This is a genomic window from Rhodococcus sp. NPDC003322 (assembly GCF_053589555.1).
Window position 1 is genome coordinate 1,324,207 of record NZ_JBSFSC010000001.1, and the last position, 11,408, is coordinate 1,335,614.

General features: G+C 69.5%; 12 protein-coding genes and 1 tRNA gene. 3 read left to right on the top strand and 10 right to left on the bottom strand.

The features are described from left to right. Positions 1-33: 33 nt before the first annotated feature. From ACWDUM_RS06280 to ACWDUM_RS06310, 7 genes are all read right to left on the bottom strand, one after another. The gene (locus ACWDUM_RS06280; protein WP_450112428.1) at positions 34-399 is read right to left on the bottom strand and encodes a Zn-ribbon domain-containing OB-fold protein; all 366 of its coding nucleotides are present in this window, start codon (positions 397-399) and stop codon (positions 34-36) included. A 161-nt stretch (positions 400-560) separates the two neighbouring features. Next, positions 561-2,870, bottom strand: a complete 2,310-nt coding sequence (locus tag ACWDUM_RS06285; protein WP_450133271.1) for an ATP-binding protein — start codon at positions 2,868-2,870, stop codon at positions 561-563. Positions 2,871-2,927: 57 nt separating this feature from the next. Beyond that, entirely contained in the window at positions 2,928-4,178 is a 1,251-nt protein-coding gene (locus ACWDUM_RS06290; RefSeq protein WP_450133338.1) for an MFS transporter, read from the bottom strand. Between the two features lie 80 nt (positions 4,179-4,258). Further along, positions 4,259-4,924: a GntR family transcriptional regulator gene (locus ACWDUM_RS06295; protein WP_450133272.1), complete on the bottom strand. Its 666-nt coding sequence runs from the start codon at positions 4,922-4,924 to the stop codon at positions 4,259-4,261. Positions 4,925-4,983: 59 nt separating this feature from the next. After that, complete coding sequence (locus ACWDUM_RS06300) at positions 4,984-5,181, bottom strand: hypothetical protein (protein WP_450112431.1); 198 nt, start codon at positions 5,179-5,181, stop codon at positions 4,984-4,986. Between the two features lie 178 nt (positions 5,182-5,359). Beyond that, the gene (locus tag ACWDUM_RS06305) at positions 5,360-5,776 is read right to left on the bottom strand and encodes a DUF2752 domain-containing protein (RefSeq protein WP_450133273.1); all 417 of its coding nucleotides are present in this window, start codon (positions 5,774-5,776) and stop codon (positions 5,360-5,362) included. Then, positions 5,773-6,561: an RDD family protein gene (locus ACWDUM_RS06310; RefSeq protein WP_450133274.1), complete on the bottom strand. Its 789-nt coding sequence runs from the start codon at positions 6,559-6,561 to the stop codon at positions 5,773-5,775. Before ACWDUM_RS06310 ends, ACWDUM_RS06305 begins: the two co-directional genes overlap by 4 nt. Positions 6,562-6,739: 178 nt before the next feature. Between ACWDUM_RS06310 and ACWDUM_RS06315 the strand changes: the two genes are divergently transcribed. Both ACWDUM_RS06315 and ACWDUM_RS06320 read left to right on the top strand, forming a co-directional pair. After that, complete coding sequence (locus ACWDUM_RS06315) at positions 6,740-7,108, top strand: PH domain-containing protein (protein WP_450112434.1); 369 nt, start codon at positions 6,740-6,742, stop codon at positions 7,106-7,108. A 1,352-nt stretch (positions 7,109-8,460) separates the two neighbouring features. Beyond that, positions 8,461-8,730: a hypothetical protein gene (locus tag ACWDUM_RS06320; RefSeq protein ID WP_450112435.1), complete on the top strand. Its 270-nt coding sequence runs from the start codon at positions 8,461-8,463 to the stop codon at positions 8,728-8,730. A 142-nt stretch (positions 8,731-8,872) separates the two neighbouring features. Here ACWDUM_RS06320 and ACWDUM_RS06325 read toward each other — a convergent pair. Further along, positions 8,873-8,945 (bottom strand) — tRNA-Thr (locus tag ACWDUM_RS06325). A gap of 69 nt (positions 8,946-9,014) precedes the next feature. Further along, entirely contained in the window at positions 9,015-10,208 is a 1,194-nt protein-coding gene (locus tag ACWDUM_RS06330; RefSeq protein ID WP_450133275.1) for a DNA polymerase III subunit delta', read from the bottom strand. A gap of 124 nt (positions 10,209-10,332) precedes the next feature. Between ACWDUM_RS06330 and ACWDUM_RS06335 the strand changes: the two genes are divergently transcribed. Continuing rightward, a complete protein-coding gene (locus ACWDUM_RS06335; protein ID WP_450133276.1) occupies positions 10,333-10,728 on the top strand; it encodes a VOC family protein in 396 nt (131 codons plus the stop codon). On the opposite strand, the gene ACWDUM_RS06340 is transcribed toward ACWDUM_RS06335, so the two are convergent. Continuing rightward, positions 10,665-11,393 carry a helix-turn-helix domain-containing protein gene (locus ACWDUM_RS06340; protein ID WP_450133277.1) on the bottom strand — a complete coding sequence of 243 codons (729 nt, stop codon included), beginning with the start codon at positions 11,391-11,393 and terminating at the stop codon, positions 10,665-10,667. The genes ACWDUM_RS06335 and ACWDUM_RS06340 overlap by 64 nt on opposite strands. Between the last annotated feature and the right edge of the window lie 15 nt (positions 11,394-11,408).

Here is an 11,408-nt window from a genome sequence, read left to right on the forward strand (position 1 = left end):
CCCCATCCGGGGTGAGGTTCACCGACGGTGCGGCTACGCCGCGCGAACGAAGTAGGGGTAGCGCTCGCCGGGTTCCTCGTGCGCGAAGCGGACCCGGACCGGTTCGGCGGAGCGATCCGGCGGCACGCCCTCGATCCACGCGTAGGTCCACGGGCCGTCGTCGAGTTCGACGATCGCGATGGTGCACTCGACGTAGCCGATGGGCACGTCGCGTCGCGTCGCGCAGTGGACGACGGTGCAGGAGACGATCGACCCGGCGCCGCAGGAGGGCACCCAGGTCAGGTCGGTGCACCCGCAGTGCGAACACGTCGCGGTATCGGGGGCGAGGAGGGTCGTACAGTCGTCGCAGCTGCGGATCATCAACGCAGTCTCGACCGGCGGAAGCGGGTGTTCGAGCATCGGACGTACCTCGGCTTTAAGCGCTGGAACTGTCAATCACCACCATCCCCGGTGCCAACCCGACGCACGACGGTCGAACTACCCGGTGCCATACCTGTTTTTCGGCGCCACCGTACCCGTATCCCCGTCGACACTCACCCCGACGGCGGAGTTTCACCAGGTCACGTGCCATCCCCGGACTTCTGTTGGGCCACCCAGGCGGCGATCTGGCTGCGTGAGCCGAAGCCGAGCTTGGTCAGGACGTGTTCGACGTGCCCCTCGGCGGTGCGGCGCGAGATGACCAGGGTCTCGGCGATTGCCCGGTTGGTCAGGCCCTGCGCGACGAGGTCCGCGACCTGGCGTTCCCGCCGCGTCAGGACGCTCACCTCCGGCACCGGATCGACGGGAAGCTCGCCGAGTGCGTGGGCGACGGAGTCCTCGACGCTCGACTCCGCGCCCCGCCGGAACGCGACGGAGAATGCCCGGTCCCCGAGTGCGCGACGGGTCCGGTCCACGCACTGCTCGTGGAAACCCTGCAACGCCGGAACCGTGACGCCGCTGCTTCCGACCGCCTGCCACAGCGTCTGGGCCGCACCGAGCAGAACCGCGGCCCGGCCCGGGTCGTTGTCCCGCTCGGCGATCCACGCCAGCGCCTCCACCGAGATCGCCGTCCCGACGATGTCGTCCGCCGCCCGGTCGAGTTGCAGCCCCTCTTCGAGCAGCGCCCGCGCCCGCACGTGGTCGGTCCGCACCAGCGCGAGTCCGAGGATGCACAACGAGTAGGACCGGTACAGGGTTTCCCCAGTGGCCTGTGTGACCACCAGCGCCGCCTCCTGGGACGCGGCGGCACGCTCGAAGTCACCCAGAAGGGCCTGGGCAAGCGCGATGCCGAGCAGCGACGACACGTGCCGCAGCGGGTCCACGTCCACAGAGAAATACGCCAGCGCGCGGTCGAAGAGGTCGAGGGCCCGCGGCAGATCACCCGCGAACACGCACAGATAGCCGTCGGCGTGGGCGAGCAGCGCGTCCAGACGTGGATCGTCGAGCCGGGCGACGACGGTGCGGGCCTCCGCGACCCGAGCCTGCCCCGCGATCACATCCCCCTGGTTGCCTGCCAGGATGACGTCCGCGCAGAGCGCCTTGGCCCGTGTGACGGTGGGCGCGCCGCCCTGGTGGTCGAGGGCCAGGTCGAGCCAGTGCCGCCCCTCCTTGATCTGTCCCCGAGACAGGCAGTAGGGGCTCATCGCGGTAGCGATCCGCAGCCCGGACTCCGCCTCCTCCGGCGCGGCGAGACAGTAGCGCATCGCCGCTCGCATGTTCGGCCGCTCGCGATGCAGGCGGGCCAGCCAGCCGAGCTGGCGCGGCCCGAGCCACTCGGCCTCGGCCCGCAGCACCAGCGCCTCGTACCAGTCCCGGTGCCGACGGGACAGCCGCGCGTCGTCCCCGGTCTCACGCAACCTCTCGCGGCCGTAGTCACGCAAGGTTTCCAGCATCCGGTAGCCGACCACCCCGTCGACCTCGTCGCGGTTGAGGATCGACTTGTCCACCAGTGACGCGATGAGGTCGAACAATTCGTCGGGACCGAGGTCGTCACCGCAGATCGCCTCGGCGGCGTCGAGTTCGAACCACCCGGAGAACACCGACAGCCGACTCCACACCTCCCGTTCCCGGGGGGTGCACAATTCGTGGCTCCAATCGATGCACAGGCGCAGCGTCTGCTGCCTCGTCGGCGCACCCCGGCTCCCGACGTTGAGCAGGCGGTACCGGTCGGTGAGGCGTTGCAAGATCTGGTCGGCCGACAACGCCCGCAACCGGGCCGCGGCAAGCTCGATCGGCAACGGCAGTCCGTCGAGCCGCTGACAGATCCGGGTCACCGCTGCGCGGTTCTCGTCGGTCAGCCCGAAGCCCGGCACCGCCGCGCCGGCCCGCTCCTCGAACAGCGTCACCGCCTCGTAGCGGGTGGCGCCACGAATCTTCGCAGGTCGATCCGGATCCGGGACGCCGAGCGGCGGCACCCTCAGTACCGCCTCCCCACCGACGCCGAGCGGTTCCCGGCTGGTGGCGACGATGCGCAGCTCCGGACAGCTCCGCAGCAACGAGCCCGCCAGGTCCGCGACCGTGTCAACCAGGTGTTCGCAGTTGTCGAGAATGAGCAGCAGGTGCCGGTCGCCGAGGTGCTCGGCCAGTGACGACGGCTGATGCGGCAGCACCTCGCGCATACCGAGCGCCGACGAGACGTTGTCCTCGACCATGTCCGGGGAGGACAACAGTCCCAGCTCGACCAGCCACACGCCGTCCGCGAAAGCCCGCCGCGAGTCCTCCGCGAGCCGCAACGCGAGCCGGGTCTTGCCGACCCCGCCGATTCCGGTGAACGTCACCAGCCGAGAGGTCGAGAGCAACCGCTTGGCCTCGCTCAACTCGTGGCGGCGGCCGACGAAACTGGTCAGTTCGTGGGGCAGGTTCCCAACCTTGCCCCTGACTGCGGGCGACATCGCGGCGTCACTCTCATTCTCCCGACCCCTGCCGCTACGGTACGCCCGTGGAACCGGTCACCGGTCGCCGTCGGATTGCGATCCGACGCCGATCTCCAAGGAGGCCGGAGAGGCCGGGTCCGCGGGATCGAAACGGCCTGCGGGCAGGTGCGCGCGACTGTTGCCGAGCACCAGAATCACGCTCACCGCGGCCACCGCGGCACCGATCAGGAACAGCGCCGGGTAGCCGACCGCTCCGGGCCAGGTCTGCACGACCAGCGCCAGCAGCGCGGGCACCGCGAACCCGATGTAGGTGATCGAGTAGAAGACCGCGGTCAGTCCCGCCAGGTCGTCGGGGCGGGCGATGCGCTGGATCTCCTGCAGTCCCGCGACCAGCGCCATGCCGTAGCCACAGCCGAGGATCGCGGCGGCCAGCAGCGCCAGCGGCACCGTCAGCCGGTCCGCGGCGACGGCGCCGAGCGTCATGCCGACCACCAGGATCGCCAACGCCACCACCACCGCGCGGGCACTGCGTGGGGTGTCGATGCGCCGCCCCAGCGCCTGGATGGCGAAGCCACAGCCCAGGGCAACCACGCAGAGCAGTGCGGAGAACCCGACCGGGCGCCCACCGCTGTGGTCGGCCATCAGCGACGGCATCACGGCGTACGCGCAGCTGGCCGCGCCGAACACCCACGGCGCGACGGGCACGACGACCAGCCAGAACCGGCGGTTCGCCGCGGCGGGGATCCTGAGGTCCTCGAGTAGCGGGGCCCGCAGCTCCTTCGGGGTCGCCGGCCGCGATTCGGGCGCCGCCACCAGGGCGGCCCCGGCACCGGCCGCGAGGGCGATGTGCACGACGTACGCCAGGGCGCTCGGCCACGGCGCCCACTGCGCGAGCACCCCCGCGACACCGGCGCCGATCGCGAACCCGGCGGTCAGGCTCATCGCGGCCCGCCGGGCGCCGGACCCTTCCCCCGCCCTGACGTCCCACGGCGGCACCGACAGTTCCTTGAGCCAGCTGCCGCCGACGGCCATGCCGAGCCCGAGGCCGACACCGCTGAGGACGCGACCGGCGACGAGCAGCGCGGCGCTGTCGGCGCCGACGGCAAGCACGATCGATCCGGCGGCCGCGACGAACGGCGCGGGCAGCATGACGGGGCGCCGGCCGAGCCGGTCCGACAGCGGTCCACCGATCAACAGGGCGGGCACGATCCCGAGCACGTACGCGAACAGGAAGCCGTCCACGACGACCGGCGAGTACCCGTGGTCGAGCCGGTACATCACCAGCAGCGGAGTGAATTCGTTGCCGCCCCAGGCGACGGCGAACATCGCCGCCGAGACCAGCGCCCACGGCGCGATCCGGCGGCGTGACGATGCCGCCGTGGCAGCGCGGGTGTCGAGCCGGACGCTCATCGGGCCTCCTCCACGCCGGTGGTGAACGGCAGCCCGTGCACCTGCCGCATGTGGACGTCGACGGCGGCGGCGAACCCCACGGCGTCGCCGGCCTCGATCAGGTCGGCGAGGCGGACGTGGTCGTCGATGACGGACTGCAGCTGCAACGGATCGCGGGCCAGCGAACGCGCGGTCATCCGTCGCTGACGTTCCCGCAGGCCGATGTAGAAGGTGACGAGCAACGGGTTCCCGCCTGCACGCACGATCAGTCCGTGGAAGTCGGCGTCGAGCCCGCTGAACTCGGCGACATCGCCGGCCGCCGCGGCGGCACGCTGCCGGTCGAGGTTGTCCCGCAGTGCGCGCACGAGGGCGGTGCGGGCGGCCGCGTCACGGGCGAGCACGGCCCGGGCGGCGTCGGACTCGACGAGCCGGCGTGCGGAGATCACGTGCTCGGCCTCGCCGTCGGCGACGGGCACGATCAGCGCACCGCGCTTCGGGTACAGCCGCATCCATCCTTCGGCCTCGAGCCGAAGGAACGCTTCCCGGACCGGGGTCCGGGAGGTTCCCATCTCGGCGGCGACCTCGCCCTCGCTGATCAGTTCGCCCCCGGGCAGGGATGCGGACAGGATCCGCTCCTTCACCTCGCGGTACACCTGCTCGGACGCCGAATACAACTTAGACACAAGATGTATTTATACGCTTCGCGAACGAGTTCCCCGACGGCGGGGTGGAATTTCTCAGCTCAGGGCACCCAGTACTTGCGTGCTAGCTGCTCGATCACCGGATCCCCCTCCGGGGCCCGATCGAGCGCGGCGAGATCGTCGTCGAGTGCGACCAGACGGGGGTCGTCGTCCTCGGCGCCCTCCGACGGAGAGCCTCCGTCCTCCGCGATCTGACGGAGCAGCTTTTCGCGGACGCGGTCGCGCAGCGTTTCGGCCATGCCTGAGCATGACCCCACCGGCCGCCGGTGTCGAGTCGGCAGACGCCGAGTCAGTCGTCGCGCTTGCCGAACACCTTGCGAGCCACCGGGATGAGCATGACCAGTGCACCTACGAGCACGATCAGGGAGAAGATCTGCATGGCCATCGGGCGAGCCTCCTTTGTCCGGTTCCTTGCGATCACGTCGGCGCGAGCACCGATCCCCATGGCGTGTTGCGGACCACCGTGAACACCGCGAGGGCAATCAGCACCGTCACCGAGGCACGGGCCGACAACACGATCATCCTCCCGTCCTCACCGCGCCGGCGGCGACGCACCCACCGGCCCCAGGCGAGCACCAGCACCAGCACCAACGGCGCGACGAAGACGTTGCTCGACAGCGACGCCAATACCTCACCGTGGGTGAGATCGTGGACGGCCCGCAACCCACCGCACCCCGGGCACCACAGTCCGGTCAGCGCGTGGAAGGGGCAGAAGCCGTACGCACCCGGCCGGTGGGGGTCGCGCACGTACAGCAGTGCCGCGACCGCGAGCCCCGCGGCCGCGACCCCGACGGGCCCGGCCATGCGCTCTCGCGGACCGACCTGTGTGCTCACGCGGTACGGATCACCACCGACGAGACGAGCATGTCGTGCCAGCAGCGGCGCCGCGAATCCCACAGCGGCCACAGGAAGTTCAGGAAGCAGAGGTCACCGAGGATCCCGAGCAGCAACCAGCGCACGAACGCCATCCCGGCACCGAGCGGTCGCCCGTCCGCCTCCCGGACCACCGCGATGTCCAGCCACGACTTGCCCAGCGACTGCCCGGTGCGCCCCTGCCGGAAAACCATGTTCCACACCACAAGAGCCAGCGCGAGCAGGAAGCCGGCGGTCATGATCGCGATTCCGACTCCGCTGACGCCGGTCGTCTCGGAGGTGGTCCCGGTGTAGAAGTCACCGTTGTACGTCGTGGTTGTCGTCGAGGCGTCCTTGAACGCGATGAAGGCACCGATGCCCGCGATGATGTAGCCGACGAGCGGGACGACGATCCCGTCCAACAGGTACGCGCCGACGCGCGCCCACCACGAGGCATACGGGTACACCGGCATCGGCGGCGCCGCGTACTGCTGTGGGTAACCCGGGGGCGGATAGCCCGGCTGTTGTGGATATCCCGGCTGCTGTGGGTAACCCGGCTGTTGTGGGTAACCCGGCTGTTGTGGGTAACCCGGCTGCTGTGGGTAGCCCGACTGCTGCGGGTAACCCGACTGCTGCGGGTAATCCGGCTGCTGCGGATAACCCGATTGCGGGGGCGGCGGGTAACCCGGCTGCTGCGGAGATCCCGACTGGTCCGGCGGCGGGGGCTGGTTCGGTGGCCGGTTCGGGTCGGCGTCGGGATCGGTCATCGCACTACGTCCTTTCCGTCCAGGACAGGGTTACTGGAGAACCTAGCCTGATTATCTCGACGACGCCTCGACACGGTTGCTTGTCCGGTCCTGGTGCACGGGTTAGATTTCGCCCGAGCATGCCGCCGTTCGCGCGCTCTGGCCGCGGCAACCCCACACCGAAGGGGAGGAACCCTGAATGACGGACCAACCGACATTCGACAAGGCCGACCAGTTGAAGCAGGTCCAGCAGGACCTACTCGAGGGCGAGGTCGTCATCGCGGTCTACGACTGCACCGGCGCGGGCACCGGGTTTCTCGGGCTGACGAACCTGCGAGTGGTCATTCAGGACCGCAGCTTCGTCGGCAAGCGCACCGCGATCACGTCGATCCCGTACAAGAACATCCGGTCGGTCTCGTTGCTGAGCAACAAGTCCTGGGCCGGCCAGTTCTTCTCCTCCAGCAGCGTCGCGCTGACCGCCGGGCCGGACACCTTCGAGGCCGACTTCCGCGGTACCGAGAAGGCACATCACGTGCACGCCGTGATCCTGGACCGAATCACCCGATAGCGGTTGGCGGTTGTGCACAGCCCCTGTGCACAACCGCGGCAAAACCCCTGAACAGATTTCCCCAACCCTGTGGAAAACCTGGGGACGGCGGATGAAAATCAGGCACCGACATTCGGCCTACCTGCAGCAATGGATTTTTCACACCTGTTGACAACTCCGGATTCGACGCCATGTGGACAACCCGTACGCGGGATCAGCGAGGTGGTGATGGGGTCGACGGCGTGGCCGCGTGACGGTGTCGCGGAAGCCGGACACTGTGGGGGTGGGGCGGTCGGCACAGAGTCCGTGGAGAAACAGATGCCCCTGGGAAGCGGTTAGCTCTGCCATAGCCGCCTCGGGTTGCAGCACAGGGGCGGCCCGCCGGGCTGAGGGGGCGCCGGCGGGCCTACGCCGTTACGCGGAGGGGCGACAACGACGCGGGGCGATGGTATTGCTCAGGTTTTGTGACTTGCGAGTACCGAACCGACCGGTTTTCATGGACCGCCGTCCAGTTCGGACGCCGAGTCCACAATTAGCGGCAGATGCGCCAGGCCCGGACACATGAATGAACCCGAAGGGCAGCGAATGGGATGGCAGCGCGCGACGACGCGAGGGTTGCCCCGGCCGCAGATTGCCGCGAGTTGTCCTGAGACTCGCGGCCTCGATGCGACCGGGGCGCCGTCGAGAATAATTCAGCAATCAACAAGTTAACCAGATTTACGAGCGTGTCGAACGACACTGTGTTTCAGGTTTCACCCGAGCAAGCCGCCGATGCGCTCGTCGGGTGCAGCGCCCGGCCCGACGATGCGAGCCGAAACCGACCGATGCCGACCCGGCTTGCGCCTCCCGCTCCCCCGGAACACAGAAAGCCCCAGGTGGATCAAGCTCTCACCCGAGGCTTCGTGAGCTGCCCGAGAGAATCCAAATCGGGTCTTGACCTCCTGTTGTTCCGACACGGCCCGCTGGCGCCGCTCGACGAACCGGCCCGCTCAGGCATGCAAAGGTGGACATCGCCACACTGTTCAGGCACCTCATGAGGACGGGCAATGGAGCTCTCGCGATCGCAGCCGGCATTGCCCACGCCGTGGTCGGGATCATCAGCGGGACCGATGCGCAGGGCGATGATTCACAGCTGCCTGGGTTCACAGGCAGGGCTTCTATCATCGATCACAGACCGAGAAAATCGATCTGACCAGGTCCGCCGTGAGCGAACTCGGTCGCACAACATCGGTCACGGGCCTGCCCGCCAGGTGACGACCGCCGAGCTCGACGGGCCTGCGATGACCGATCTCGGATCGGAACAAGCCATGAGCAACACATCAACAACCCCAAGGTCACGCAGGCTGCAGATCAGGGCCGCCGTAATCGCCGTGATGACAGCGCTCCCACTCGGCCTGGCGGCTGCTCCCGCAATCGCGGAGCCCGCTGCGATGGTCGACCATCCGTGGCAGCAGGACTGCGACCACAACGGGCCGTGGCAGTGGCAGCAGAACCGTGGGAACTGGGAGTGGGGTAACTGCGACAACGGCAACGGCCACTGGGAGCACCGAGATCACGGCAATGGTGACTGGCAGTGGCATCGCGACCGCGACGTACCGCCACCGTCACCATTCGGCAGCCTCGGGCCGCTCTTCGGCAGCTAGGCAGAGTCGTCGAGGTCGCCAACCAGAAGCCTCGAATGGGAGGTGCTCCGACGGTTCCCGACCTGGGGTTTCGTGCCCCTCACCCGACGCGCAAGCACGAAGAAGCCCCAGGTGAATCGTGCTCTCACCTGGGGCTTCGCCGAGCTGCCTGAGAGAATCGAACTCTCGACCTTTTCATTACGAGTGAAATGCTCTACCGACTGAGCTAAGGCAGCGCGCCCGGTCTCGCAACCGAGCAAGCGGAAGTCTAGCGGCTCTCCCCCGAAACACGAAAATCGGGTCCGCTATCCCAGCTCGGCGCCCAGTCTCGCCATCATCGCGGCCACTGCGAACTGGGGTTTCACGTTCGTGTCGAGCGCCTCACGGCAGTCGAGGACCGCCTCGACGCACTTCAGCAGCGCCTCGGGGCTGCCGACGGCGGCCATCTTCTGGACCTGCTCCGCCCGATCCGGATGGTTCAGCGTCGCGGTGGACCCGAGCGCTGTGGCGAGCGCGTCTCGATACAGGCCGGCCAGGTCGATGAGCGCGCGGTCGAGGCCGTCGCGTTTCATCCGGGTCTCGCGCGACTTCTGCCGCCGCTCGAGGTCCTTGAGCACCCCCGCCGAGCCGCGCAGGGCACCGGCCGCGCCCTTGCCGGTACCACCGGCGCCGAGCGCGGTCCGCAGTTCGTCGGTCTCGCGCTCGTTGATCTCGGCGTTGAGTTCCTTGGCCTCCACGTCGAGCTCCCGGACCAGTTCCTCGGCGACGGAGTACCGGGTCGACCAGCGTGTCGCGGCGGACGCGAGCGCCAGCCCCTGGTCTCGGCGGCGGCGGGCCGCGTCATCGGTGGCCAGTCGCCGGGCCCGGCCCACGTGGCCGCCGCTGATCCTGGCCGCATCCAGCGCGGTCTGCTCGTCGAGTCCGTCGCTCTCGCGAAGCACCGCGGCGATCGACTCGACGGACGGCGTCACCAGTCCCACGTGCCGGCACCGGGACCGCAGTGTCACCGAGATGTCCTCCGGGTCCACGGAAGGCGCGCAGAGCAGGAACACGGTCCGCTCCGGCGGCTCCTCCACCACCTTCAGCAGCGCGTTCGCCGCGCCTTCGGTGAGCCGGTCGGCGTCTTCGATGATCATCACCTGCCAACGCCCGGTGCTGGGCCGACGGGCGGCGGTCTGCACGATCTCGCGCATCTCCTTGACGCTGATGCTCAGCCCCTCGGGGATCACTCGCCGCACGTCGCCGTGGGTACCCGCGAGGACGGTGGTGCACGCGTGGCACCGCCCGCAGCCGGGCTCCTCGTCGCTGGTGCACTGCAGCGCGGCCGCGAAGCACAGCGCGCCGACCGAGCGCCCCGACCCGGGCGGGCCGGTGAACAACCAGGAATGCGTCATGAGCGATCCGGCCGCCTCCGCCCCGCCGCGCGCCGCCGTCGCGGCAGCGATCAGTTCGACCTCGACATCCTGCTGGCCGACCAGTCGATCGAACACTCCTGCCATGCGCACCACCCTATCGACCGGGACCGACCTCGGGTGAGCCAGCGGCACGGGGGCGCACGTCCGAACCGTGGGGGGCGTCCGAAACGTTCAAGACGCGACGGCCGGCCACCCCTACCGTCGAGGGATGACAGCACACATCGCCGTGATCGGTCTCGTCTCCGCCGATCTGACCCGCAGCTTCGATTTCTACCGTCGCCTCGGCCTGGATCTGCCCGCGGACGCGGCCGGGCAGCCGCACGTGGAGGTGCCGTTGCCCGGCGGACTGCGGCTCGCGTTCGACACCGTCGAGACGATCCGCTCCTTCGACCCCGACTACGTGCACGCAGCCGCGGGCGGCGGGCCGTCACTGGCCTTCGACTGCGGTACCCCCGGCGACGTTGACGCGATGTACACCGAGCTGCTCACCGTCGGCGGGACGTCGACCCTCGCGCCGTTCGACGCCTTCTGGGGGCAGCGCTACGCCACGCTGACCGACCCGGACGGCAACCACGTCGATCTGTTTGCGGCACTGCCCGGCTGAGCGAGCAGTTCCGTCAACGGTTTTCCGGCCAGGGCCCGCATCTCGCGGGCCAGGTGCGCCTGGTCGGCGTAGCCGCCGTCGGCGGCGACCCGGGCGAAGGCGTCCCCCGCCCGCGCCGCCGACAGCGCCCGGTCGAATCGCAGCACCCGGGCGAGGGTCTTGGGCCCGTACCCGAACGCGGACAGCGACTTCCGGTGCAGCTTCCGGGGGCTCCAGCCGAGTTCGGCGGAGACCTCGGCGACCGTGGCACCGGCGGCGAGCCGCGCCGCGATCGCCGTCTCGACCGGCAGGTCGGGTGTGTCGAGGCGGCGCCGCACCTCGGCGGTGAGGGCGCCGAGCGGATCGGTCTCCGCGTCCCCGGCCAACCGCCGCACCGCCGCACCGGACCACACGTCCGACAGCGCAATCCTGGTGTCGCGCAGTTCGTTCGCCGCGATCCCGAGTACGCGGGGGCCCAGTCCGGGGGCGAAGCGCAGCCCGATCGCCCGCGGGCCCGCCGCCGTGGTGCGGTGAGCGCGGGTGTCGGGACCGGCGACGAGGAAGCCGCCGTCGTGCCAGATCACGTCCATGCACCCGTCCGGGAGCACCAGCGTGCCGTCCCTGCCGACCCGCTCCACCGTCCAGGCGACGGTGCCGGGCAACGCGACCGACAGTTCCCGGTACACCGCCACTCCCGGCGC

Bases quoted from the DNA above. Each gene is read 5' to 3' on its own strand.
- ACWDUM_RS06285 (WP_450133271.1), bottom strand. From the start codon at position 2,870: ATGTCGCCCGCAGTCAGGGGCAAGGTTGGGAACCTGCCCCACGAACTG.
- ACWDUM_RS06300 (WP_450112431.1), bottom strand. From the start codon at position 5,181: ATGGCCGAAACGCTGCGCGACCGCGTCCGCGAAAAGCTGCTCCGTCAG.
- ACWDUM_RS06320 (WP_450112435.1), top strand. From the start codon at position 8,461: ATGACAGCGCTCCCACTCGGCCTGGCGGCTGCTCCCGCAATCGCGGAG.
- ACWDUM_RS06310 (WP_450133274.1), bottom strand. From the start codon at position 6,561: ATGACCGATCCCGACGCCGACCCGAACCGGCCACCGAACCAGCCCCCG.
- ACWDUM_RS06290 (WP_450133338.1), bottom strand. From the start codon at position 4,178: ATGTTCGCCGTCGCCTGGGGCGGCAACGAATTCACTCCGCTGCTGGTG.
- ACWDUM_RS06335 (WP_450133276.1), top strand. From the start codon at position 10,333: ATGACAGCACACATCGCCGTGATCGGTCTCGTCTCCGCCGATCTGACC.
- ACWDUM_RS06315 (WP_450112434.1), top strand. From the start codon at position 6,740: ATGACGGACCAACCGACATTCGACAAGGCCGACCAGTTGAAGCAGGTC.
- ACWDUM_RS06330 (WP_450133275.1), bottom strand. From the start codon at position 10,208: ATGGCAGGAGTGTTCGATCGACTGGTCGGCCAGCAGGATGTCGAGGTC.
- ACWDUM_RS06280 (WP_450112428.1), bottom strand. From the start codon at position 399: ATGCTCGAACACCCGCTTCCGCCGGTCGAGACTGCGTTGATGATCCGC.